This is a genomic window from Arthrobacter agilis (assembly GCF_006494655.1).
Classification (GTDB): Bacteria; Actinomycetota; Actinomycetes; order Actinomycetales; family Micrococcaceae; genus Arthrobacter_D; species Arthrobacter_D agilis.
Genome location: NZ_VHIM01000005.1, coordinates 105,058 through 128,743 on the forward strand (window position 1 = coordinate 105,058; position 23,686 = coordinate 128,743).

The 23,686-nt window shown below is 69.4% G+C and carries 25 protein-coding genes; 13 read left to right on the forward strand and 12 right to left on the reverse strand.

The genetic code is table 11. The features are described 5' to 3' along the window. Positions 1 to 40: 40 nt before the first annotated feature. From FJV46_RS09260 to FJV46_RS09290, 7 genes are read right to left on the reverse strand one after another with little or no spacing between them, the layout of a single operon-like run. Positions 41 to 1,039 (reverse strand): sugar phosphate isomerase/epimerase family protein, encoded by a 999-nt coding sequence (locus tag FJV46_RS09260; RefSeq protein ID WP_087027725.1) that lies wholly within the window; start codon positions 1,037 to 1,039, stop codon positions 41 to 43. Positions 1,040 to 1,062: 23 nt separating this feature from the next. Further along, positions 1,063 to 2,253: a Gfo/Idh/MocA family protein gene (locus FJV46_RS09265; RefSeq protein WP_087027727.1), complete on the reverse strand. Its 1,191-nt coding sequence runs from the start codon at positions 2,251 to 2,253 to the stop codon at positions 1,063 to 1,065. Next, on the reverse strand, positions 2,250 to 3,158 hold the full coding sequence (locus FJV46_RS09270) for a sugar phosphate isomerase/epimerase family protein (RefSeq protein ID WP_232008555.1): 909 nt from the start codon (positions 3,156 to 3,158) through the stop codon (positions 2,250 to 2,252). Before FJV46_RS09270 ends, FJV46_RS09265 begins: the two co-directional genes overlap by 4 nt. 58 nt (positions 3,159 to 3,216) lie before the next feature. After that, complete coding sequence (locus FJV46_RS09275) at positions 3,217 to 4,458, reverse strand: substrate-binding domain-containing protein (RefSeq protein ID WP_087027730.1); 1,242 nt, start codon at positions 4,456 to 4,458, stop codon at positions 3,217 to 3,219. Beyond that, on the reverse strand, positions 4,458 to 5,555 hold the full coding sequence (locus FJV46_RS09280) for an ABC transporter permease (RefSeq protein WP_087027731.1): 1,098 nt from the start codon (positions 5,553 to 5,555) through the stop codon (positions 4,458 to 4,460). Before FJV46_RS09280 ends, FJV46_RS09275 begins: the two co-directional genes overlap by 1 nt. Further along, positions 5,552 to 6,613 carry an ABC transporter permease gene (locus FJV46_RS09285; RefSeq protein ID WP_087027733.1) on the reverse strand — a complete coding sequence of 354 codons (1,062 nt, stop codon included), beginning with the start codon at positions 6,611 to 6,613 and terminating at the stop codon, positions 5,552 to 5,554. Before FJV46_RS09285 ends, FJV46_RS09280 begins: the two co-directional genes overlap by 4 nt. Next, on the reverse strand, positions 6,610 to 8,127 hold the full coding sequence (locus FJV46_RS09290) for a sugar ABC transporter ATP-binding protein (RefSeq protein WP_232008556.1): 1,518 nt from the start codon (positions 8,125 to 8,127) through the stop codon (positions 6,610 to 6,612). The genes FJV46_RS09285 and FJV46_RS09290 overlap by 4 nt, the downstream gene beginning before the upstream one ends. 112 nt (positions 8,128 to 8,239) lie before the next feature. Between FJV46_RS09290 and FJV46_RS09295 the strand changes: the two genes are divergently transcribed. Continuing rightward, positions 8,240 to 9,463 (forward strand): ROK family transcriptional regulator, encoded by a 1,224-nt coding sequence (locus tag FJV46_RS09295; RefSeq protein WP_087028041.1) that lies wholly within the window; start codon positions 8,240 to 8,242, stop codon positions 9,461 to 9,463. A 227-nt stretch (positions 9,464 to 9,690) separates the two neighbouring features. Here FJV46_RS09295 and FJV46_RS09300 read toward each other — a convergent pair whose 3' ends face one another. Then, positions 9,691 to 10,605 (reverse strand): DUF559 domain-containing protein, encoded by a 915-nt coding sequence (locus FJV46_RS09300; protein ID WP_126130546.1) that lies wholly within the window; start codon positions 10,603 to 10,605, stop codon positions 9,691 to 9,693. Between the two features lie 256 nt (positions 10,606 to 10,861). On the opposite strand from FJV46_RS09300, the gene pyrE reads away from it, so the two are divergent. Then, positions 10,862 to 11,437, forward strand: a complete 576-nt coding sequence (gene pyrE, locus FJV46_RS09305; protein ID WP_087027735.1) for an orotate phosphoribosyltransferase — start codon at positions 10,862 to 10,864, stop codon at positions 11,435 to 11,437. A gap of 38 nt (positions 11,438 to 11,475) precedes the next feature. Next, positions 11,476 to 12,477: a thioesterase domain-containing protein gene (locus FJV46_RS09310; RefSeq protein ID WP_087027737.1), complete on the forward strand. Its 1,002-nt coding sequence runs from the start codon at positions 11,476 to 11,478 to the stop codon at positions 12,475 to 12,477. 10 nt (positions 12,478 to 12,487) lie between these two features. Here FJV46_RS09310 and FJV46_RS09315 read toward each other — a convergent pair whose 3' ends face one another. Continuing rightward, positions 12,488 to 13,267, reverse strand: coding sequence for an HAD-IIA family hydrolase (locus FJV46_RS09315; RefSeq protein WP_087027739.1), 780 nt, complete (start codon positions 13,265 to 13,267; stop codon positions 12,488 to 12,490). Positions 13,268 to 13,354: 87 nt separating this feature from the next. Between FJV46_RS09315 and FJV46_RS09320 the strand changes: the two genes are divergently transcribed. The 7 genes from FJV46_RS09320 to FJV46_RS09350 all read left to right on the forward strand — a co-directional run bounded on the left by FJV46_RS09320 (position 13,355) and on the right by FJV46_RS09350 (position 17,775). Next, on the forward strand, positions 13,355 to 14,035 hold the full coding sequence (locus FJV46_RS09320) for a TrmH family RNA methyltransferase (protein ID WP_087028045.1): 681 nt from the start codon (positions 13,355 to 13,357) through the stop codon (positions 14,033 to 14,035). A 99-nt stretch (positions 14,036 to 14,134) separates the two neighbouring features. Further along, entirely contained in the window at positions 14,135 to 15,154 is a 1,020-nt protein-coding gene (fbaA, locus tag FJV46_RS09325; protein ID WP_087027741.1) for a class II fructose-bisphosphate aldolase, read from the forward strand. A gap of 3 nt (positions 15,155 to 15,157) precedes the next feature. After that, positions 15,158 to 15,577 carry a DUF3151 domain-containing protein gene (locus FJV46_RS09330; RefSeq protein ID WP_087027744.1) on the forward strand — a complete coding sequence of 140 codons (420 nt, stop codon included), beginning with the start codon at positions 15,158 to 15,160 and terminating at the stop codon, positions 15,575 to 15,577. Positions 15,578 to 15,791: 214 nt separating this feature from the next. Then, positions 15,792 to 15,995, forward strand: a complete 204-nt coding sequence (locus tag FJV46_RS09335; RefSeq protein ID WP_087028047.1) for a helix-turn-helix domain-containing protein — start codon at positions 15,792 to 15,794, stop codon at positions 15,993 to 15,995. 111 nt (positions 15,996 to 16,106) lie between these two features. Next, a complete protein-coding gene (locus tag FJV46_RS09340; protein ID WP_087027746.1) occupies positions 16,107 to 16,601 on the forward strand; it encodes a DUF2975 domain-containing protein in 495 nt (164 codons plus the stop codon). Continuing rightward, entirely contained in the window at positions 16,601 to 16,915 is a 315-nt protein-coding gene (locus tag FJV46_RS09345; protein ID WP_197715706.1) for a helix-turn-helix domain-containing protein, read from the forward strand. Before FJV46_RS09340 ends, FJV46_RS09345 begins: the two co-directional genes overlap by 1 nt. Beyond that, positions 16,912 to 17,775: an oxygenase MpaB family protein gene (locus tag FJV46_RS09350; RefSeq protein WP_158250121.1), complete on the forward strand. Its 864-nt coding sequence runs from the start codon at positions 16,912 to 16,914 to the stop codon at positions 17,773 to 17,775. The genes FJV46_RS09345 and FJV46_RS09350 overlap by 4 nt, the downstream gene beginning before the upstream one ends. Positions 17,776 to 17,803: 28 nt before the next feature. On the opposite strand, the gene FJV46_RS09355 is transcribed toward FJV46_RS09350, so the two are convergent. After that, positions 17,804 to 18,406: a hypothetical protein gene (locus tag FJV46_RS09355; RefSeq protein ID WP_087027750.1), complete on the reverse strand. Its 603-nt coding sequence runs from the start codon at positions 18,404 to 18,406 to the stop codon at positions 17,804 to 17,806. Positions 18,407 to 18,651: 245 nt separating this feature from the next. Between FJV46_RS09355 and FJV46_RS09360 the strand changes: the two genes are divergently transcribed. Next, a complete protein-coding gene (locus FJV46_RS09360) occupies positions 18,652 to 19,941 on the forward strand; it encodes an adenylosuccinate synthase (RefSeq protein WP_087028049.1) in 1,290 nt (429 codons plus the stop codon). A 95-nt stretch (positions 19,942 to 20,036) separates the two neighbouring features. On the opposite strand, the gene FJV46_RS09365 is transcribed toward FJV46_RS09360, so the two are convergent. Both FJV46_RS09365 and FJV46_RS09370 read right to left on the reverse strand, forming a co-directional pair. Beyond that, positions 20,037 to 20,819 carry a SurA N-terminal domain-containing protein gene (locus FJV46_RS09365; RefSeq protein WP_087027752.1) on the reverse strand — a complete coding sequence of 261 codons (783 nt, stop codon included), beginning with the start codon at positions 20,817 to 20,819 and terminating at the stop codon, positions 20,037 to 20,039. A gap of 96 nt (positions 20,820 to 20,915) precedes the next feature. After that, positions 20,916 to 21,419: a DUF427 domain-containing protein gene (locus tag FJV46_RS09370; protein WP_087027754.1), complete on the reverse strand. Its 504-nt coding sequence runs from the start codon at positions 21,417 to 21,419 to the stop codon at positions 20,916 to 20,918. Between the two features lie 78 nt (positions 21,420 to 21,497). Between FJV46_RS09370 and FJV46_RS09375 the strand changes: the two genes are divergently transcribed. Together FJV46_RS09375 and FJV46_RS09380 are read left to right on the forward strand one after the other, a co-directional pair. Next, positions 21,498 to 22,304 carry a carbon-nitrogen hydrolase family protein gene (locus tag FJV46_RS09375; protein WP_087027756.1) on the forward strand — a complete coding sequence of 269 codons (807 nt, stop codon included), beginning with the start codon at positions 21,498 to 21,500 and terminating at the stop codon, positions 22,302 to 22,304. 148 nt (positions 22,305 to 22,452) lie between these two features. Next, on the forward strand, positions 22,453 to 23,568 hold the full coding sequence (locus FJV46_RS09380) for a LacI family DNA-binding transcriptional regulator (protein WP_232008557.1): 1,116 nt from the start codon (positions 22,453 to 22,455) through the stop codon (positions 23,566 to 23,568). The last annotated feature ends 118 nt before the right edge of the window (positions 23,569 to 23,686 follow it).

Consider the following 23,686-nt stretch of genomic DNA (forward strand, 5'->3'; position numbering starts at 1 on the left):
GCGGGTCTGACGTGCCGAGCCGCGTGGACGGAGGAAGGACCTACTGGCTGAACGCCGCGTCGAAGGAGGTGTCCGACGGCGCGAAGTCGAAGCCCCGGAGGAACGCGAGGGCCTCGGGCGCGCCCTGCAGGCGGTCCATCCCGGCGTCCTCCCACTCCACCGAGATGGGCCCGGTGTAGCCGATGGCGGTCAGGGCCCGGAAGCTGTCCTCCCAGGGGACGTCGCCGCGGCCCGTCGAGACGAAGTCCCAGCCGCGGCGCGGGTCGCCCCAGGGCAGGTGCGAGGACATGATGCCGTTGCGGCCGCCGCCCATGCGCATCTTCGTGTCCTTGCAGTCCACGTGGTAGATCCGGTCCTTGAAGTCCGAGATGAAGGAGACGGGGTCGATCTGCTGCCACAGGAAGTGGCTCGGGTCCCAGTTCAGGCCGAAGGCCGGCCGGTGGCCGATGGCCTCGAGGGCACGCTGCGTGGACCAGTAGTCGTAGGCGATCTCGGAGGGATGGACCTCGTGGGCGAACCGGACGCCGCACTCGTCGAAGACGTCCAGGATCGGGTTCCAGCGGTCGGCGAAGTCCTGGTACCCGGCGTCGATGGTGGACGCCGGTACTGGCGGGAACATGGCCACGTACTGCCAGATGGAAGAGCCGGTGAAGCCCACCACGGTGTCCACGCCGAGCTTTTTCGCGAGCCTCGCCGTCAGCTTCATCTCCTCGGCCGCGCGCTGCCGCACCCCCTCGGGGTCGCCGTCGCCCCACACCTTCGGGCCCACGATGGCCTGGTGCCGGAAATCGATGGGGTTGTCGCAGACGGCCTGCCCCTTGAGGTGGTTGGAGATGGCCCAGACCTTCAGACCGTTGCGATCGAGGATGTCGAGGCGGTCCTGGATGTAGGCGTCGTCGTCCCAGCGCCAGGCGTCGAGGTGATCGCCGGAGACTGCGATCTCCAGGCCGTCGTAGCCCCACTGCCCGGCCAGTTCGGCGACCTTCTCGAAGGGGAGATCGGCCCACTGGCCGGTGAACAGGGTGAAGTTGCGGGTCATACGGGCTCCTTGGGTGGGGTGGATCAGGGCTGGGCGTGGTCGGCGGAGCCGATCTGGACGACGGCGCTCTTGGCCGCCGCACTCTCCTCGACCGCGGCCAGGACACGCTGGATCTGCAGGCCGTCCTCGAACGAGGGGCGTGGGGCATCGCCCGTCCGGATGGAGGTGAGGAAGTCACGCAGCTGATGCGTGAAGGTGTGCTCCCAGCCGATGATGTGGCCCTGCGGCCACCAGGCCGCCAGGTAGGGGTGCTCCGGTTCGCTGACCAGGATGCGGCGGAAGCCCTGCTCCGTAGCGGGCCCCGTCGCCTCCATGAACCAGAGTTCGTTGAGGTTCTCCAGATCGAAGCGGAGCGCACCGTGGTCGCCGAACACCTCGATGCGCAGTCCGTTCTTGACGCCCGTCGCAACCCTCGAGACCTCGACCGTCGCGATGGCACCGCCCGACAGCTCGGCGGTGATCCAGGCGGCGTCGTCGACCGTGACCGGTTCCCGTCCATCGGGGCCCGGGCGCTCCTCGACGAACGTGCGGAGCCTCCCGGAGACCTCGGTGACGGCCTCGCCCGTCAGGAACTGGACCTGGTCGAGTGCGTGGGACGCGATGTCCCCGAGCGCACCGGACCCTGCCGTCTCCTTCCGGAGCCGCCACGTCATGGGCGCGTCCGCGTCCGTGAGCCAGTCCTGCAGGTACGCGACACGCAGCTGCCGGATCGCTCCCAACCTGCCGGCGGCGATCAGGTCGCGGGCGTGGGCGAGGGCGGGCACCCGGCGGTAGTTGAAGCCCACCATGGACTGGATGCCGTGGCGGCGGGCATCGACTGCCGCGGCGACCATCTCGGTGCCCTCCGCGATGGTGTTGGAGAGCGGCTTCTCCACGAGGACGTGCTTGCCGGCCTTCAGGGCCTCGATCGCGATGTCCGCGTGCAGGTAGCCGGGCGTGCAGATGTCCACGATGTCGACGTCGTCCCGGTGGATCGCCTCGCGCCAATCGGTGGCGGATCCCTCCCAGCCGTAACGCTCGGCGGCCTCGGCGGTCCGCGCGGCATCACGGCCCACGACGACGCGGCGTGCGATCCGGGGCACGTCGAAGTGGCTGCCGACGGTGCGCCAGGCGGCGGAGTGGGCTTTGCCCATGAAGGCGTAGCCGATCATGGCGACGCCGAGCGGCCTCGCCGCCTGGCCGTCCGGCGCCTGACCGGGGAGGGGGGAAGTCATGGTGTTTCTCCTTGGTGGGGTGGTGCGTCCCGGGAGCGGGAGGGGTCCGCATGGCGGAGGAAGACCAGCCCATTCTCCGCCAACTCGTCCTGCGAGGCGGCCAGGGGTCGCCAGATGGCAGCGGCCGTGGCAATGCTCGCGTTGTGCGCCGTGAAACTCTCGATGGCGAGCGCACCGTCATAGCCGACGTCGTCGAGCGCGCCGAAGATGCCTCCCCAGTCGGTCTGGTCGCCACCCGGTGCACCGCGGTCGTTGCCGCACACCTGAAGGTGGACGAGGTGCTCGCCCGCTGCGCGGATGGCGTCGGCGGAGGAGCGCTCCTCGATGTTCAGGTGATAGGTGTCGAGGGCCAGCCCGACGCCCTGGCCCAGCAGCGGACCGAGGGCCTCGAGCGCCTGCGCGACGGTGTTGATGAGCGAGGTCTCGTAGCGGTTGAGGGGCTCGATCCCGAGCGTGACCCCGGCAGCCAGGGCCTGCTCGGCGAGGGGTTCGAGGTTGCGCCGCAGCTCGGCGTAGGAGCGTTCGCGTTCACCGGCGTCCATCCGCCAGAGCCGTCCGGTGTGCGCGTAGAAGGGGCCGCACACCCTGGTGGCCCCGATCGAACCGGCCAGGGCGATGCAGCCGGCCAGATACTGCTGCGTGAGGCGGACGACGTCGTCCGGTGCGTTCACGAGCTCCCGGCCCGGCGCCATCGCCCCGACGACGGAGGGTGACAGACCGGTCTCCGCCAGGACCTCCCGGACGGCGTCGGCCGTCAGGTCGGCCACGTTCTCGAGGGGGAGCTCGACGGCGTCGAAGCCCATCGCGGCGATCCGCCGGAGCAGGGGAGGCAGGTCCGTGTCCGTGAGCGGGGACGTCCAGACCCAGGTGTTGACGCCGATGGGGCGCACTGCTCGGCTGTGCACGGCCCTGCCTCCTTGCTGCTGCTGGTTCCTCACCCGGTGGCCGGGTGAGGTGCTTCCGTCAGGGGATCTGGCGTTCCTGCCACACGGTCGGGTAGCCCGGCAGGTCCTCGCCGCCGAACTTGGCGTAGTGCCCGTCCGGCATGCCCTCGTTCGCGGTCAGGAACTCGCCGCGTTCCTCCTCGGTGATCGGTGACTGCGGCAGTACCCATTCCGCGGGAATCTCCTCTCCGGCGAAGATCTTCTCGAGTGCCAGCAAGGGCGTGCGCCACTGGAAGTTCGAGTAGACCGGCGCCAGGCCGTCGAGGCCTGTCTCCTCCCACTTGCGCAGGAAGCTCATCTCGTCCTCGCCCGTCATCACGGGCAGGTCCGCACCGGCGTCCTCGAAGGCTTCGATCGCCGCCACGGCGCCGTCGCCCGCGTCCATCCAGATGCCCTGGACATCGCCGGTGGCGAGTTCGTCCGAGATGATGGACTTGATCTCCACGGGGTCCGCGCCCGTGAAGTAGTCCACGGCGTCGATACCGTTCTCCTCGAAGATGCGCTCGGCCGCGGCCCAGCGCTGTTCCAGCACGTCGACTCCGGGCAGGATGCGCAGTGCAACCACCTTGTCGCCCTCCTCCAGCCGCTCGCTGAGGAATTCGGCGGTGTCGATGCCCCAGGCGAACCCGCCGATCGGGTGGATGAACGTCACGGCGCAGTCGGTCTGCACACCGCGGTCGAAGACGATGACGGGTTTGCCCGTCTCGCAGGCCCGTTCCACGGCAGGCGTCAGGGCCGCCGTCGAGTTGGGCGAGATGATGAACGCATCGCAGTTCCCCTCTGCGATGAAGTAGTCGATGTCGGAGATCTGCGTGTTGTCGTCGTCCTGGGCGTCACGCGTCTCCATCTCGGAGATGACGCCGGAGTCCTGCAGGACCTGGAGTTGCTGGTTCATGGTGATCCAGCCGGTCTGGCGCCAGGGGTTCGAGATGGAGGCATTGGAGAAGCACGCTTTCTGCGCGCCGTCGGCGGCGAAGGCCGAGGTGTCCGTCATCTCGCCGTCGATGTACTGCAGGTAGGGCTGCGCCGGATCGCCCTCGAACGTGGCGGATCGCTGCTCGTCCTGTTCGTCGAAGACGGCCTGGTCGAACCATTCCGCACTCGACTCCGACGGCTCCCCGGCCGCCGGGGTCGCCTCGCCGGCCGCTCCCGTCTCGGCGGCCGGCGGGTTCTCGATGGATGAATCGGTGGTACAGGCGGTCAGGGCGAGCAGCGACGACGCTGCGATCACCGTGGCCTTGCTCAAAATGCTTCCTCGCATCATGTTCCTCCCTCAGTGGTGCCCGGTGTGGGCCGTGGTGCTTCGATCGGACGGTTCGGGTCATGGGTCGGGCTGGCGGCAGTGCGGCGCCTGCGCTGCCAGTTCTGTGCCGCGGCGCCGACGGCGAGGATGATGATGGCGCCCTGCACGCTGTCACGCCAGGTGGACTGGACGCCGACGAAGTTGAGGAGCGTGAACAGCAGCTCCAGGGCGAAGGCGCCCGCCGCCGCGGACAGCACCCAGCCGCGTCCGCCGCCGAGGACGACCCCGCCGAGCACGACGGCAGTGATGGCCGTGAACTCGTAGCCACGGCCGACCGACGGGTGCACTCCGGCGTAGCCGACGAGGATGATCCCGGCGACGGTGGCCGCGAGTGAGGACAGCATGAACGCCCGTGTGCGGATCCACCAGACCGGGGCTCCCGTGAGCGCAGCGGCCTGGGCGTTGTCACCCACGGCGACGAGCGTGCGGCCGTACGGCCGTCGCATGAGCCAGAAAGCACCGGCGGCGACGGCCGCGAGGATCAGGACGGGATAGGGGATGATCTCCAGGACCGGGACGTCCCGGATGCCACCACGGCCGATCTGGCGGAAGCTGTCGGCCGGGTTGCCGGTCGCCGCGCCGCCCGTCCAGTACAGGACGAGGCCGAGCAGGGCCAGCATGGTGCCGAGGGTGACGATGAAGCTCGGCACCCTGAGGAGCGTGGTGACCAGCCCGTTGACCAGTCCGACGAAGGCTCCGAAGACGAGCATCAGGGCCAGGACCGGCAGCGCGCGTGCCTCGTCCTGGCCGATCAGGTTGCCCGCGATGATCACCTGGGCCGTGACGACGGAGCCCATCGAGAGGTCGAACTCGCCGGACACGATCACGAAGTACTGGCCGATCGCCGCGATGGCGATAGGGGCCGTACGGCCGATGAACCGGATGAGCGACCCCGGCTCGCCGAACGACGGGTTCGCCGCGAGGACGGCGACGAAGAGGACCGCGACGAGGACGAAGATCGCGCCGCTCGGAGTCCTCAGGGCCCGCAGGACCCGTTCGCCGCGCGGAGAGCGATTCTGCTCCAGGACGGCGGACCGCCCGGTCGCGACACTCATGCCGTCACCCCGTCACGCGTGCCGGCATCCCGGCCCGACCGTCCGTCGTCGTCGCCCGACCGCGCATCGCCCGGGCCGGGCGGCGGCGTCGAGGTGCGGCCGAACCGGGCCTGCCGGTGGACAGTGCGGCGGCGCGCATAGACGGCGACGGCGACGACGATCACGATGCCCCGCACCACGTCCTTGAGGAACGGGTTGATCTGCAGCACGCTCATGATGTTGTCCAGCATCGCGAAGATGAGGACACCGCCGAGCGTCCCCACGAGCGAACCCTTGCCCCCTGCGAGGAGGGTCCCGCCGAGGACCACCGCGGCGATGGACAGCAGGGCGTACCCGCCCTGCGAGCCGATGGTGGGACTCCCGACGCCGAGCCGTGCGGCCAGCAGGAGGCCGGCGAGTCCCGCCAGGACGGAGCAGAGCACGTGGGCGGCGATCACGGGGGTCGTGGTCCTGATGCCGGACATCCTCGCCACGGACGCGTCACCGCCCACGGCGTACATCGCGTGGCCGAGCCGCGTGGTGTTGAGCATGACGAGGACGACGGCGGCGCACGCGAGCATGATGAGTGTGGAGACCGGAACAGGGCCCAGCCCGGTGGCGCCGATCAGGCGGAACGCCAGGGGTGCCTGGCCTGAACTGCCTTGATAGGTGGACCCGAGGTAACCGCTCACGATCAGCCCCATGCCGAGCGTTGCGATGAACCCGTGGACCTTCAGGCCGGCCACCACCGCACCGTTGGCCAGCCCGATCAGCGCACTGACGAGCAGTGCCGCTAGGACCGCCGGCAGGATGTTCCCGGCCTGGTCCGCCATGATCCCGGCGCCGATGAGGCTGGAGAGGCTGATCACGTACGGCACCGAGAGATCCAGGCTGCCGACGAGGATGACGAGGGTCTGCCCGATCGCGATGAAGCCGAGGATGCTCGTCCCGGTCAGGATGTCCGAGATGTTGCCGGCGCTGAAGAAGTTCCGGCCCGTGCTCCCCACCAGCACGGTACCGGCGACGACCGTCAGCAGGGCCACGAGATACACGATGTGCGTGGAGGTCAGGCGATTCACGAGTGGACCCCCCGGGCACCGGTGGCCAACTGCAGCACCTGCTCCTCCGTGGCTCCGGCCGGCAGCTCGCCGGCGAGCCGGCCGTCGCGCATGACGAGCACGCGATCCGACATGCCGAGCACCTCGGGCAGTTCGCTGGAGACCATGAGGATGGCCTTGCCTTCCTGCGCCAGGCGGCGCATCAGGGTGTACACGGCGACCTTCGCGCCGACGTCGATGCCGCGGGTCGGCTCGTCCAGGAGCACGACCTGCGGGTCGATGGCGAGCCACTTGGCCAGGACCACCTTCTGCTGGTTGCCGCCCGAGAGGTACTGCACCTCCTGGTCGAGGTCCCGCGCCACCACCTCCAGGGAGGAGAACACGTTCGGTGCGTCGCGGCGGGCAGCGCCGGTGCGGCCGGGATGGACCGAGCGGACCACACTGAGGGCGTTGTCGATAATTGACTGGTTGAGGCTCAGGCCCTGGGCCTTGCGATCCTCCGTGATGAGGGCCACCCGGTGGCGGATGGCGTCCCGGGGGGAACCCGGGTTGTAGGCGCGTCCCCCCAGCGTCATGCTCCCGCGGGTGAAGGGCGCTGCGCCGAAGACCGCCTCGACCAGTTCGGTGCGGCCCGAGCCCTGCAGGCCCGCCACACCCACGATCTCGCCGGCCCGCAGGGTCAGACCGACGCCGTCGAGCTGGTGATTGCCGCACCCGCTCAGCTCGAGCAGGGGGATCCCGGCGGCGGTACCCGGCGACGGGTCGGGGAAGTACGCCGAGATGGGCCTGCCGACCATCGCCCGGACGAGCGAGGCGTCGTCGAATTCCCGCGCAGGTGCGGATGCGACGACTCTCCCGTCCTTCAGCACCGTCACGGTGTCGCAGAGATCGAAGATCTCCCTGAGGCGGTGGGAGACGTAGAGGATGCTCGTGCCGCGCTCCTTCAGTCGGTCGATGATGCCGTAGAGGAGCTCGACCTCGGCGCCGGCGAGGGCGGCCGTGGGTTCGTCCATGGAGATGATCCGCGCGTCGTAGCTCACTGCCTTGGCGATCTCGACGATCTGCTGCTGGGCGACGGACAGCGACGCCAGGGTGGCTGTGGGCCTGATGTCCGTGATCCCCAGTTCGGCGAGGAGCTCGGCGGTGGCGTCGTTCATCTCCCTCCGGTTCACCAGGAGGCCCCGTCGCGGCTCCCGCCCGAGGAAGATGTTCTGTGCGACGCTCCGCTCGGGTAGGAGGTTGAACTCCTGGAAGACGGTGGAGAGGCCCGCGCGCCGGGCTTGGACGGGGTGGGTGAAGGACACCGGACGTCCGTCGATCTCGATGGTCCCCGCGTCCCGCTCATACACTCCGGCGAGGATCTTCATCAGCGTGGACTTCCCGGCGCCGTTCTCGCCGACGAGCCCGTGGACCTCGCCGGGGAACAGCTCCAGGGCGGCATCCTGCAGGACCGGCACCCCGAAGAAGCTCTTCGAGAGTCCGGCGACCCGAAGGATCGGGGCGGAGGGCCTTCCGGTGCTGACATCGATGTCCACGCGCCCACTGTGACACGCACGGGGCACTTCTGTCGAGAGACATGCAAAAGATGTTCGCAGTAGCTGGGAAAGCCGCTCGTGGTTTACTGGAAGTGTGTCCTCCCTGCACCCGATGCCGATCGTGACGAGCCACGGCGGCTCGCGACCGCGGCCGGCACCGCCGTCGATCCCGGGCGCCAGCGAGATCTTCCAGGTGCTGCGTGACGGCCGTCCGCGCACCCGGGCCGAGCTGGCCCAGATCACCGGCCTGGCCCGGTCCACGGTCGCCGCGCGCGTCGACGCCCTCATGACCCTCGGGTTCGTGTCCCCCACGGGCGGAGCGGTCTCCACGGGTGGCCGGCCTCCGTCGCTCTTCGCCCTGAACCCCGCTGCGCGGGTGGTGATCGGTGCCGATCTCGGGGCCACCCATGCCATCGTGATCCTTGCCGACCTCGCGGGCGAGGAGCTGGCGCGGGAGCGCTCGGGAATCAGCATCGCCGATGGTCCGGACGCCGTTCTCGGATGGTTCGTGTCCGCGATCGGACGGCTCCTGGCGTCGGCTGGCCGTGCGACGGCCGATCTGGCGGCGATCGGCATCGGGTTGCCGGGGCCGGTGGAGCACGACACGGGCCGGCCGATCAACCCGCCGATCATGCCCGGATGGGACCGCTTCGATGTGCCGGGGTTCGTACAGGAGACCTTCGCGGTACCCGTCCTCGTGGACAACGACGTCAACATCATGGCGCTGGGGGAGCAGAGCGCGAACTGGCCCGAGATCGATGACCTCGTCTTCATCAAGGTGGCCACCGGTATCGGCGCCGGCATCATCTCGGGGGGCATTTTGCAGCGCGGCGCACAGGGGACTGCCGGCGACCTCGGGCACGTCCGGGTGGCGAGCGGAGGGGACGCCCCCTGCCGCTGCGGCAACCTCGGCTGCCTCGAGGCCGTCGCCAGCGGTCCGGCGCTCGCAGCCTCGCTCGGCGGGGCCGTGCAGCAGGACCTCATGGGCAGCCAGGACGTGATCGACCTCGTGCGGTCCGGCGACGCCAGGGCGCTCCAGGCCATCCGCCAGGCGGGCCGTGACATCGGCGACGTCGTGGCGATGTGCATCAATCTGATCAACCCGTCCGTCGTCGTGATCGGCGGTTCCCTCGCCCAGGCCGGGGAGCACCTGCTCGCCGGGATCCGCGAGGTCGTCTACACGCGGTCGCTTCCGCTCGCGACGGAGCACCTGCGCATAGCGCCGTCGGTGTCGGGGCAGAACGCGGGCGTGACCGGCGCGGCCGTCCTGGCGATCTCCCACGTGCTGTCGCCGGCCGCGATCGACGCCGTCGGTGCGGTGATGGCGGGGGAGTGACGCCCCCCTTCCGGCCCGGATCCGGGGGCTTCGCCGTCGTCGGGAGCGTGGCCTCCTGCGACACGCCGCCGAATAGCGCTGCCCGGCCGGAAAAGCCCTGGAATCGGTACAGGGTCGGTGCCCCGAGAGGTCCGGCCGGGAATCGATACAGGGTCGGTGCTGCGAGAGGTCCGGCCGGGGGTGGGGCGGGCTCGGACGAACTGCAGGGCGGCCTGTGATTCCGCTGGTCAGCGGACGGCGCGGCCCGACAGGACGGCCAGAACCTGGGCCAGGACGTCCTCGCGGTGGAACATGATGTCCTCGTAGCCGTACCTGAGGACGAGGTAACCACTGGTGATCGTCACGTTGTTGCGCCGACGGTCCTTCCGGCGCGTTGCCCGATCGGAGTGGAACGCATCGCCATCGACCTCCACCACGAGGAAGCCCTCCAGCAGGAAATCGACCCGGCCCACGCCGTCGAGCTGCACCTGTGCCTCCACGTGGAGCCCGGCCTGCAGGAACAGGATGCGCGCGACGACCTCGAGGGCGGAATCTGCTGTGCAGGTGACGAGGTCCAGGACCGCGCGAGCCCGCCCGTTGCGGTTGCCCTGCAGGCGTTCCAGCAGGAACGGCCTGATCGTGTCGCCGCGTCGCAACGAACTCTCGACCATGACGGCCGCGTCGACCGCCGGCAGACAGTGCAGCGCGTGGATGAGCGCGTCGACCAGGCCGACCAACGGCAGCGAGGGATGGACGGCGACCGAGAGCGGCCGGTGGTGTCCGATTCGATGGTCCGCGGCGCGAGCGTGGGACGCCAGGTGCTGGGACGTCGGCGGGTGCAGGAGCCAGAAGTCGTAGTGCCGGGCCGCTGAGGCGCAGGTCAGGCGCGCGTTCTCCATGGTCGCGACGACGAGGTCCTGCGGTGCTTCCGGCAGCGCAAGCACGCCCACCCGCAACCGGATGATGGCGCCCGATCGGAGTGCGGCGGCTATCTCGCGACGTGGAACGCCGCGTTCGATGAGCCTCCCGGTCCTCGCTACGGAGCCGGCGCGCCGGAGGGTGGTGACAGCGTCCATGGCACGACCCAACAGGACCGCGCCGTTCGATGCGCGGGCAGGCGGAGCTATGTGGATGGGCGAGGAGCGGCCGTCTCGGTGCTGCATGGGCCGAGCGTCCACGAGCCGGGATCTGGTGCCGGTCCGGGGGACTCTGCCGTCCTGCCTGCGTGTCCTCCCGTGACACGCCGTCGGATGGCGCTGCCCGGCCGCAAAGGCCCCGGGATCGGTGCAGGGCCGGCGGGCTGAGAGGTCCTGGTGGCCCTGAGGAGGCGCACTCACGGCCGAGACGGAGGCAGGGTACGACGACGACGGGCGCGGCGGTCGGCATCGGAGCCTCCCCGCCCCTCGATAGACTGGGCGCATGACCGCCGAGACTCCCGTGCAGACCACCGACCGCTCCCGGCTCCTGGAGCTCATCAAGGAGCTCGCCGTGGTCCATGAGCGCGTGACGCTCTCCAGCGGTGTGGAAGCCGACTACTACATCGACCTCCGCCGGATCACGCTGCATCATGAGGCGTCCGTGCTCGTGGGACGCGTGATGCTGCAGATGCTCGACGACGCCGGCATCGCCTTCGAGGCCGCCGGCGGCCTGACCATGGGAGCCGACCCCGTCGGGACCGCCGTCATGTATGCCGCGGCGCAGGCGGGCCGGCCGATCGATGCCTTCGTGGTGCGGAAGACGCAGAAGACGCACGGGATGGGCCGCCAGGTCGAGGGGCCTGACGTCGCCGGCCGCGGAGTCGTCGTGCTCGAGGACACCTCGACCACGGGCGGTTCCGCCCTGACGGCTGTGGAGGGTGTCCGCCGCGCCGGCGGCGACGTTCGTGCGGTCGCCGTGATCGTGGACCGCAGCACCGGCTCCAAGGAGCGCATCGAGTCCGAGGCGGGGGTGCCGTATCTCTTCGCCTTCGGCAAGGACGAGCTGGGCCTCGCCTGACGGATCTTCCTGACGGAGGATCGGGGACCGGACAGCGCATGGAGAACGACGACGCCTCGGCCCTGCAGCGGGCACGCGACTTCCGCCGTTCCTCCCGCCGCTCCTTCCTGATCGGGTCGGGGGCGGCGGCGATCGTCACAGCCGACCTCGCGTTCACCCGCTACATCCAGTCACAGCGGGACCAGACCCGGATCCTGCCGCTCGACGACGAGGACGCCCGGGCTCGGTTCCCCAACGACCGCTGGGTGCTGTTCCCCGGCTACAAAACCAGTTGGGAAGAGGGCCTCTGGATCCTCAACTCGCTGCGGCCTGTCCTGTCCCAGCGGGGGCAGATGGCCGTGATGGGGTACTCGAACACGGGTCTGGACATCAACAACGTGGTGGCCACGATGAACCGCTACGTGGACAACTTCCGCCTCGAGAAGCTGTATTTCTACGGTCACAGTTTCGGGGGGATGGTCGCGGTCGAGGTGGCCGCCCGCCTGCAGGACCGCGGCATTCCCGTGGAGCTCGTCTTCCTCGACTCCTCGCCGTCCAGCCGGTTCGACGTGCGGGACCAGCGGATGTTCGACGGCGTCGTCCTGCTCTACGAGGCCGGCGTGCGGGTGCCGATCAGCCTGCGCGGCACGTACGAACTCGGTGAGCGGATCGTCCACAAGAACGAGCGCACCTGGAGCCAAATCGTCGACCAGACCCTCCAGCAGCTCTCACCGCTCGCCCCGAGCAGCGAGCTCATCCAGTCGGAGTCCTCGTACATCTACCACTTCGACGTCAGCCGGTTCCGCCTCTCCCTGGGAGACACGAAGGTGGTCTTCGCCGGCAACCCGAACGACGGCGTCGTCAACTACACGACGGCACCGGTCGGGTGGGCGAGGGGGTTGCCCGACAACGTCGTGGCGACGGACTTCGTGACGTCCGGCGCCCTGCCCGCCCACGCTAGCCCGCAGTGGAACGCGGGGATCTACCAAAACGTCGTGCGCGCGGTCCAGCAGGAGTACGTACCCCTGCCGGGCGGCGGAGGCAGGCGGAGCTACTTCTAGCGCCCTACCGTCAGACCTGGTCGATCAGGTCCGCCACGGAGTCGCAGATCTGCGCGGGCCTGAAAGGGTAGGCGTCGATGTCCGCCGGCTGCGTGATCCCGCTGAGGACGAGGACGGTGTGAAGGCCGGCCTCCATGCCCGCGATGATGTCGGTGTCCATGCGGTCGCCGATCATGGCCGTCGTCTCCGAGTGCGCGTCGATCTGGTTCATCGCCGAGCGGAACATCATGGGGTTCGGCTTGCCCACGATGTAGGGGTCGCGGCTCGTTGCCGCCGTGATCATCGCGGCGATCGCGCCGGTGGCGGGCAGCGGGCCCTCCTTGGACGGACCGGTGACGTCCGGATTGGTCGCGATGAAGCGCGCGCCGTCGAGGATCAGGCGCACGGCCTTGGTGATCGCCTCGAACGAGTACGTGCGGGTCTCGCCGAGCACCACGTAGTCCGGGTTGGTGTCGGTGAGCACGAAGCCGGCGTTGTGCAACGCCGTGGTGAGCCCGGCCTCACCGATCACGTAGGCTCGTCCGCCCGGCAGTTGGTCCTGCAGGAACTGCGCCGTGGCGAGCGCCGACGTCCACAGGTTCTCCTCGGGGATCTCGAGACCCGAAGCCTTCAAGCGCGCGGCGAGGTCCCGCGGGGTGTAGATGGAGTTGTTCGTGAGGACGAGGAAGCGCCTCGACGTCGCCACCCACCGCTCGATCAGTTCGGCGGCGCCGGGGATGGCCTGGTTCTCGTGCACCAGCACGCCGTCCATGTCGGTGAGCCAGCACTCGATGTGTTCGTTCTCGCGCATGGGAGTCCTTTCGGGAGGGTGCACCTGACGTGACCGTGCCAGTCTTCCACCTTTGGCGCCGTCTACGCTGGGACGGTGGAAGAAACACTGCCGGACCCCGTACGCCCCGACGACGACGCCCCGGCGGATCCGAACGGTGCACCCGGCGCGCCCGCCCACCCCGCCGTCGGTGTCGGACCGTGGGACGGCGCGTGGCCCGACGGCGACCACTGGGACCGTGACCTCCTCGCGGCCGGTGACACCCGCAACGTCGTCGACGGGTACCGGTACTGGACGCACGAAGCGATCGTGGCGGACCTCGACGAGCGGCGCCACGGCTTCCACGTAGCCATCGAGAACTGGCAGCACGACCTCAACATCGGCTCCGTGGTGCGGACGGCCAACGCCTTCCTCGCGCAGGAGGTGCACATCATCGGGCGACGTCGGTGGAACCGGCGCGGAGCCATGGTCACCGACCGCTACCAGCACGTCCGGCACCACCCGACGGTCGAGGACTTCACCGCCTGGGCCGCGAGCGAGGGCCTCGCCGTCATCGGGATCGACAACTTCCCCGACTCGGTGCCGCTCGAGACCTATGACCTGCCCGAGAAGTGTGTCCTCGTCTTCGGGCAGGAGGGCCCGGGCCTTACAGCCGAGGTGCACGAGGCCGCCGAGGCGACGCTCTCGATCGCCCAGTTCGGCTCCACCCGGTCCATCAACGCCTCGGCCGCGGCGGCGATCGCCATGCACGGCTGGGTACGGCGGCACGTCTTCGGCCAGCGCGTCTGACGGTCACGCGGCAGGCGGAGCCGCCGACTTCTCCTGCGGCGGGCAGGACCGCTCGCTAGGATGAGGAAAAGCACTCACCACCACGAAGGAGTCCTCAGCATGCCTATTGCAACCCCTGATGTTTACGCCGAGATGATCGACCGCGCGAAGGCGGGCGGATTCGCATTCCCGGCAGTGAACGTGACCTCCTCGCAGACCCTGAACGCGGCGATGCGCGGGTTCGCCGAGGCCGGCTCCGACGGCATCGTCCAGGTGTCCACGGGCGGCGCCGCCTACTGGTCCGGGGCCAGCGTCAAGGACATGGTGGCCGGTTCGCTGGGCTTCGCCGCGTTCGCCAAGGAGGTGGCCAAGAAGTACGACGTCAACATCGCCCTGCACACGGACCACTGCCCCAAGGACAAGCTGGACGACTTCGTGCTGCCGCTGCTCGCCGCGTCGGAGGAGGCCGTGAAGAACGGCTACGACCCCATCTTCAACTCGCACATGTGGGACGGCTCGGCTGAGACCCTCGAGGAGAACCTGCGGATCGCCCGCGAGATCCTGCCCCGCGCGGCCGCCGCGAAGATCATCCTCGAGGTCGAGATCGGCACCGTGGGCGGCGAGGAGGACGGCGTCGAGAACGCCATCAACGACAAGCTCTACACCACGGTGGACGATGCCCTCGCGACCATCGATGCGCTCGGCGCCGGTGAGCACGGCCGCTACATCACCGCTCTCACGTTCGGCAACGTGCATGGCGTGTACAAGCCCGGCGGCGTGAAGCTGCGCCCGGAGATCCTCAAGGAGATCCAGGAGAAGGTGGGCCAGAAGATCGGCAAGGACAAGCCCTTCGACCTCGTGTTCCACGGCGGCTCCGGCTCCTCGGACCAGGAGATCGCAGATGCCGTGTCCTACGGCGTCATCAAGATGAACATCGACACGGACACGCAGTACGCGTTCACCCGACCCGTCGCGGACCACATGCTGCGCAACTACGACGGCGTCCTGAAGGTCGACGGCGAGGTCGGCAACAAGAAGACCTACGACCCCCGCGTGTGGGGCGCCTCGGCAGAGGCCGGCCTCGCTGCCCGCGTGGTCGCAGCCGCCACCTCCCTCGGTTCAGCCGGAAAGAAGCTCTAGCCGATGTCCGACGAGTTCCGCAGAAACCTGATGGGGCCCGAGCCCACACTCCTGCCGGAGGAGGGTGACGTCGTCGAGCGACTCGCGGCGGGTGACGAGGCCGTGGACCTGGCGGCCAAGCATCCGACGTCGTCGCTGGTCTGGGCGATCCTCGCGGATGAGGCGTATGCGGAGGGCCGGACGATCGAGTCCTACGCCTATGCCCGCACCGGCTACCACCGCGGCCTGGATGCGCTGCGGCGCAGCGGCTGGCGCGGAGCCGGGCCCGTCCCGTACTCACATGAGCCGAACCGCGGTTTCCTCCGCGCGCTGTATGCGCTCGGACGCGCTGCGGCATCCATCGGCGAGATCGAGGAAGCCGAGCGGATCGCGGTGTTCCTCAAGGAATCGGATCCGGAGGCGAGCGCTCAGCTCGCGACCTGATTCCGGGTGCACGGGAAGGGCGGGGCCGCGACGGCGCCCCGCCCTTCCGGCGTGTCCGGCCGGGTCTCGTTCGCGTGCGGGTGATAACACAAGCCGGACTGTGACGCCGGTAACGATAAACGAGTAGTCGAATTGCTTGTGCAGCTGCGACCAGCGCGACCAGAGTTGAAAGTTCCACAGAGCGTGGTGAGGCGATATGGGAGCGGTGCTGGATATGTCCACAAGTCTGAGTACAGGTCAGCTGTACACGGTTGCCGAGGTGGCGGCGATGATGCGGGTCTCGAAGATGACGGTCTACCGGCTGGTGCAGTCGGGGACCATCCAGAGCATCAGGTTCGGAAGGTCCTATCGGGTTCCGCAGAGCGCGGTACGCGATTATCTCGACTCGGCGAACAAGGGGGCCGACTACTCGATCTGATCCGACGTCGACCAGATCCGGTCCGTCCCTGGGCTCTCGACTATCGGTAAGCTTGCTCAATATATCGAATAACGATATCTTCGTGCTGACAATCAGTACGAAGGAGTTGTCATGAGAAAACTCACCGTCCTTGCGCTGCGCGCCGTGATCTGTCTGATCTTCGCCGGCTCGGTCTTCATCCAGGTGGTGATGCTCTCGCTGATGACCCTCGACGTCACGGCGGAGCCGGATGTGGCCCTCATCAGGACGCCCCTCGTGGTGTTGACGGTGCTGGGCATCTTCGCGCTCCAGGTCGCGGTGGTCTGCGTCTGGGGGCTCCTGACCATGGTGCGCAGGGGTACCGTCTTCTCGACCGACGCCTTCGGCCTCGTGAACATCGTCACCGGGGCCTTCGCCGCCGCGAGCCTGCTCACCTTCGGCCTCGGCGTGGCGCTGGCTCCCGGGGAGGCCGTGCCGCCCGGCGTCGTCCTGCTCATCGGCGGGGTGGCCATGATGATCGCCGCCGTCGCGCTGATCGTCCTGGTGCTCCGCGCGCTGCTGGCCCAGGCCGTGCAGACGGACGCGGCCGCCCGACAGATGCGTACCGAACTCGACGAGGTCATCTGATGCCGATCATCGTACGGATCGACGTCGAACTCGCGCGCAGGAAGATGAGCGTGGGGGATTTCGCGGAGCGGGTGGGCCTGACCCCGGCGAACGTCGCCGTTCTCAAGAACGGGCGCGCGAAGGCGGTGCGGTTCAGCACCCTCGAAGCGATGTGCAGGGTGCTGGACTGCCAGCCGGGTGACCTGCTGGAGTGGGTGGACGACGACCCCGCGGACCGGGACCGACCGGGCCTCGTTCCCGAGGAGCGGGCGCCGGCGGCGGGCGCCGACTCGCCTCGGGGCGAACGGGCCGCCCAGATCGACGGGGGTGCGTGAGCATCCTGGCGCGATTCTTCCCGCCGGCGCCGGAGCCGGGACGGCCGGGCGATCCCGGGCTCTTCGGTCCGCACACGGTGGCCTGGCGGCTGGCCCGGGAACGTTCGATCGTCGCCGGCGGCCCTGCTGCGCTGCTGCTGCAGGTGGCCCACCCCCTCGTGGGTGAGGGCGTCCGCGCCCACAGCGACTTCACCTCGGATCCGCTTCAGCGGCTGCGCGGCACGCTCGACGCCGTCCTCAGGGTCACGTTCGGCGATCACGCCCAGGTCCAGGCGGCAGCCGGGCACGTGGCGGGCAAGCACCGGCCGGTCCGGGGAGTCCTGCCCCACGACGCCGCCTCCATGGCTGCCGGGACCAGCTACAGCGCCTTCGATCCGGAGCTGGCCCTGTGGGTGTTCTCGACGCTCGTGTGGACGGCGATCGAGGTCACGGACTCCTTCCTCCGACCGGTCGGGCCCGAGGAGCGGACGGCGTACTACCGGGACATGCGCCGGTTGGGGAACGTCTTCGGGGTGCCCGATGCCCTGCTTCCCGACGACTACGACGGGCTTGCGCGCTACGTCGAGGGGCAGGTGCGAGCCGTGCTCGACGTCGGACCGACCGCCCGGCTGATCGCGCGACAGATCCTCGCGCCCGCACCACCCATCGTCCCGTGGCCGCTCCGTCCCGTCCCGTCCGTGCTGGCCGCGGGCGTTCTCCCGGTCGCTCTCCGGCAGGCCTACGGACTGCCCTGGCGGCGTCGGGAGCGTGTGGTGTTCGCGGTCGCCCGCCGGACCGCGCGCGTCGTCGTGCCGATCCTGCCCGCCCGGGTGCGGTTCTGGCCGCACTATCGGGTGGCGCGGAGCCGGCTGGGTCTCTAGAAGGTTGGAGGCGGCTGGAGCGGCCGGGTCAGGCCTCGGGTCGCCGGATCGTCGTCGTGACGGTGACGAGCTGCGGCCGTGGCGGCGCCGAGCTGAACCCGAACCGGACGGGAGGAGTGAGGGGTGCCAGCGTGCCGAGGTCGGAGCCGCCCCAGGTCGCCGTGGCGCCCGTGATGGCCCGGGCCGAGGTCACCCCGTAGTACTCGGTGCGCCCCTGCCCCGCAGAGCCCGCCGTCGCGACGCCCTTCACCAGCAGCGACGCGACGGGGTTGATGAGTGCGAGCCAGCGCGGGTGCGCGGCGATGCGGGCGGGCACGAGGCCGAGCAGGCGTCCGAGGAGCGTGACCTGCCCGATCTCCGCGAAGACCTGCAGGTCGCCCGCGTCGACGATGAACCGTTCGGGCGTCAGCGTCGAGGAGACGTCCTGGAGCACGACGTCGTCGAACGCGTAGGTGGCTCCGACGTAGTCGGCGATCTCCCGGGTGGGCGCGAGCAGGGTGCGGATGCCGGCGGCGTCCTCCATCATGACGTCCGTGAAGGACCCGAAGGGCGATGTGTCCCAGCGGCCGATCACCAGTCGCGTGCCCGAGGCGGTACCGATGCCGGCGATGTGACCTTCGAAGACGTCCATGCCCCCATTGTGCACGTGCGCTCGGCGGCCGGCGTGGCAGAAAGCCGGGCAGCCGACGCGGATCGCAACGGAACCGCAACCGTCATGCCCGGCCTTTTTCGACGGCTCCTGACGGCCTCGGCTAAACTCGGACGGTAAGAGCCCCAGTGGCCGCGCACTCCGCGCGACCGGTTGGGGCATTCTGATGCACGGCGAACTTTCCGCGGTCGCGCGGGGAGGACCCGTACCGAATGGGGGAGGATCCCATGCCAGCAATCGTCATCGTCGGCGCCCAGTGGGGCGACGAGGGTAAGGGCAAGGCCACCGATCTGCTGGGCGGTCGCGTGGACTACGTCGTCAAGCCGAACGGCGGCAACAACGCCGGGCACACCGTGGTGGTCAACGGCGAGAAGTACGAGCTGAAGCTCCTCCCCGCAGGCATCCTCAGCCCCAATGCGATCCCGATCATCGGCAACGGCTGCGTCATCAATCTCGAGGCCCTGTTCCAGGAGATCGACGGCCTCGAGGCGCGCGGCGCCGACACCTCGAAGTTGCGCATCTCCGCGAACGCGCACCTCGTGGCCCCCTACCACCAGGTGCTGGACAAGGTCACGGAGCGGTTCCTCGGCAAGCGCGCCATCGGCACCACCGGACGCGGCATCGGCCCTGCCTACATGGACAAGGTGGCCCGCCTCGGGGTGCGCGTGCAGGACGTCTTCGACGAGTCGATCCTCCGCCAGAAGGTCGAGGGCTCGCTCAAGCAGAAGAACGAACTGCTGGTGAAGGTCTACAACAGGCGCGACGTCGAGGTCGAGGAGGTCGTGGAGTATTTCCTCTCCTTCGCCGAGCGACTCAAGCCGCTCGTGATCGACTCCACCTTCGTGCTCAACGAGGCGCTCGACGCCGGCAAGGTGGTCCTGATGGAGGGCGGTCAGGCCACGTTCCTCGACGTGGATCACGGCACCTACCCGTTCGTGACGTCGTCGAACCCCACGGCGGGCGGCGCGTCCGTCGGGTCGGGCATCGGCCCCACCCGCATCAGCCGCGCCGTGGGCATCATCAAGGCCTACACCACGCGCGTGGGGGCGGGTCCCTTCCCCACCGAGCTGTTCGACGACATGGGCATGTACCTGCAGACCAAGGGTGGTGAGTTCGGCGTCAACACCGGGCGGCCCCGCCGTTGCGGCTGGTACGACGCCGTGCTGGCTCGCCATGCCTCACGGGTCAACGGCTTCACCGACTACTTCGTGACGAAGCTCGACGTCCTCACGGGCATCGAGACCATCCCGGTCTGCGTGGCCTACGACGTCGACGGTGTCCGTCATGACGAGATGCCGATGACGCAGACCGACTTCCACCACGCGAAGCCGATCTTCGAGTACTTCGACGGGTGGACCGAGGACATCACGGGCGCCCGCACCATCGAGGATCTGCCGGACAACGCCCAGACCTACGTCCGGGCCCTCGAGAAGCTCTCCGGCACCCGGTTCTCCGCGATCGGTGTCGGCCCCGACCGCGATCAGACCATCGTGGTCAACGACCTGATCGGCGGCTGAGTCCCCGGTCCGCACAGGCACCCGGAGTCCAGGGACTCCGCAGACACGAACGGCACCCCGCCAGGCGGGGTGCCGTTCGTGTCGAACCGGTCGGGTCAGAGGTTCACGGTGATGTCCGCGTCCTCGCGCAGCTGCGCGATCAGTGCCTGCGTCGCGGCGGACAGCTTGTCCCCGGAGAGCTGCTCCACGATCTGGGCCCGCACGTCCTCCAGCGGAGGAATGGGCGTGCTCGTCTCGCCGCTGGCTTCCTGCTCGGCCACGGCGGCGTCGTAGGTGTCCTGGATCTCCTCGTCGGTGGGAGTGGTGTCCCCGGCCTCGTCGGCGAGCAGCGCGTCCAGCTTCACCTGATCGGAGAGCTGCTGGTCGAATTCGGCGTCGTCGAGCCCCTGCTCCTCGAAGGCTGCCCGCAGGGCCTCCTCGGACTCCAGCTGGCTGGTTTCGAGGAGGTCCGCGATGGCGGCCGCACGGGCCTCGTCGGTGGCCTCGATGCCCCTGCTGTCCGCTTCCTGCCGCAGCAGTTCGGCGCTGACCAGGTTGTCGGCGACGGAGGTCTTCAGCAGATCCTGGTCGAGCTCCTGTCCACTGGCCTGTGCCGAGGCCGCCGCCTGCTTGAACTGGCTCTCGTACGTGGTGGTGAAGAGCTCGCGCCCGATCTCCGTCCCGTTGACCACGGCGACGACCTCGGGAAGATCTGCCAGGTCGGGCTCGGGCAGGGCTGCAGCCGATTCCTGGGAGCCCTCGGCGGGTGCGCTCGACGCGGTGGTCTCCGAGGCGCTGTCGGTCGACTCGCCGTTTCCGCTGCAGGCGCTGAGGACGGCGGCTGTCCCGATGAACGCGGCGGCAAGGAGCCGCCTCTTCCGTGCTGTGGCGGTTGCCATGTGTGCTGTCCTCACGTTGCGGGCATGATCAGCGGTTCACTGTAGCAATCCCGGCCGACAGCCCGCCGGGAGGGGGCTGAATGCGCGCTGGACGGCTCACCAGCCCCAGGTGCCGGTGCCGCCCTTGAACGGTCCGACGATGGCGGTCGTGATCCAGCCGCCGTAGAAGTCGCCCTCCTGCGCCTGCACCGTCTCGCCGTCGACCGTGCAGGAATCCATCCGGGACGGGTAGATCGCCGCGCGGGTGCTGAGCTCCTCGTAACCGCGTACGGGTGTGGGGTAGGTCCAGGCTCCGCGGAGGTCCCGGGCGCCGCCGGCGACGACGTCGAAATAGGAGGCGGCGCCCTTGAACTCGCAGTGCGTCGTGCCCTCGACCGGAACGAGGACGCCGGGCGCGAAGTCCTCGAGCGGCAGGTAGTACACGGGCGGGTGGCTCGTCTCGAGCACCCGCACAGCCCGGGTGGTCCGCACGATCAGTTCGCCACCGAAGCGCACCTCGATGGTGCTCCGCGCCGGCTCGACCCTCGGAGGCCGCGGATAGTCCCAGACCGATTCCTGGCCGGGGCCGGGTGCTACGCGCTTGTTCCTGGTGGGCCTCATGGGACGAGGCTACCCCGGGAGGCTGCACCGGAGTCTGTACGCTGGATGGACGGTACCGCCCACACGTGAGGTTGAAACATGCTGGTCAGCGTTGGACAGTTCAGGCCGGGCGGGGACGCCCCGGCGAATCTCGCGGTCATGCGGGAGCTCGTGGCCGAGGCTGCGGCCGGAGGCTCGGAGCTGATCGTCTTCCCCGAGGAATCGATGTTCTCGATCGGCAAGGTCGAGGGCCCGCTGCAGCGGGCAGTGGAGGAGAACTGGACCTCCTTCGTCCAGCAGGTGTCCTTCATGGCGGCCGAACACTCGATCGCCGTCGTCGCCGGCGGGTACGAGTCCAGCGGTGAGGAACGGCCCTTCAACACGCTCGTGCTCATCGACGCGACCGGGCGGATCGTGGACACCTACCGGAAACTGCACCTGTACGACGCCTTCAGCTACCAGGAATCCACCCGCATCAAGCCGGGCGACGGCGGGATCAAGATCGCCGATCTCGGCGGTATCCGCGTGGGCCTCATGACGTGCTACGACATCCGGTTCCCCGAGCAGGCACGCGCGCTCGCCGATGCCGGTGCCGATCTCATCTGCGTCCCGGCCGCCTGGTTCAAGGGTGACCACAAGATCGACCACTGGGAGACGCTGCTGCGGGCACGCGCCATCGAGAACACGCTCTGGGTCGCCGCGGCCGGCACGTCCAGCGCACACACCATCGGCCACTCCGCCATCATCGACCCGATGGGCATCCCGCAGGCGCACCTCGAGGAGGAGGAGCGCGGCGTCGTCACCACCGAGGTGACGCGCCGCAGGGTGGAGGACGTCCGCGAGTTCCTTCCGGTGCTGAGGAACCGACGGTTCGCCCGGAACGACTCCATTGTCGACTCCCACTGACGCGGAGGGCCTCTCGGGGACAGTGCCTGTAGGCGGCGCGCCGGCAGGCGCTCCGGCAGGCGCACCTGTGGGTGGCGTCTCCGGGGGGCGCGTACGCTCAAGTGCCCGGCGTCCCGCTGAGACCGCACGCGCGGCGAACATCCGGGACGTGGCACGCCGCGCCGGCGTGTCCCACCAGACGGTGTCCCGTGTCATCAACGGCCCCCCGAGCCTCCGTGCCGCGACACGGGACCGCGTGCTCGCCGCGATGGACGAGCTCAGCTTCCGCCCCAACCGGGCCGCCCGCGCCCTTGTCACGAGCCGGTCGACGACCATCGGCGTCCTCGTCAGCAAGGGTTTCGAGTACGGCCCGGCGGCGAGCCTGCAAGCCATCGACAGCGCCGCCCGCGAGGCCGGGTACGGCGTGGACGTCGCCCACCTCGACGACGTCGACACCTCCTCCATCCGCTCGGCGCTCGACCGCCTGCTGGCCCACGGCGTGGACGGGATCATCATCCTCGCGCCCCAGACGCGGACGCTCGGGGAGATCGAGCACCTGTCCATCACCCTCCCGTTCGTGACGGTGCATTCCGCGAGGGCCGACGACGACCACCGGCTGTCGGTGGACCAGTCGGGAGGCGCGGCGCTCGCCACCCGGCATCTCTTGCGCCTCGGGCATCGGAGGATCGTGCATGTCGCGGGGCCGGACGGGTGGTTCGAGACGGCTGCGCGTATCCGCGGGTACCGCGGGGAGATGGAGTCCTGGGGCCTCGAGCCCGAGCCGCTGCTCTCGGGCAACTGGACCGCGGCCTCCGGCTACGAGGCCGGGCACCTGATCCTCCGCGATCCGGGCATCACCGCCGTCTTCTCCTCCAATGACCAGATGGCGCTGGGTCTGCTGCACGCGTTCCGCGAGCAGGGGCTCCGGGTGCCCGAGGACCTGAGCGTCGTCGGGTTCGACGACGTCCCCGAGTCCCCCCACTACTGGCCACCGCTGACGACGGTGCGGCAGAACTTCCCCGAACTCGGCCGCCGGTGTGTGGCCCGGCTGCTCGCGCTGATCGGGGAATCCGGCCCCGCCGTTGACCGGGACGCCGGGGAAGCCGCCGGAGCCGCTCGCATCCCGGGATCAGGAACTGCAGGCGTGGCGGATGCAGCGGGCCCGGCAGCCGACGTCGCTCCGGAGCTGGTTCCACGGGAATCCACCGCGCCGCCGCGGCGGGTGCACAGCCGGCCCGACGCAGCATCCGGCGCCGCGCCGGCGGAAACGCCCCCGCTCCGCTGACGCCCCGTCCGTCCCGAGCGCCTTGCCGGGGTGGAGGGCGGGCGGGCGGCTTCGGGAGAGCCCTTGACACGCACCACGGCCGCACACCTACACTGGGGACCGCGGATGTGAACGGTCA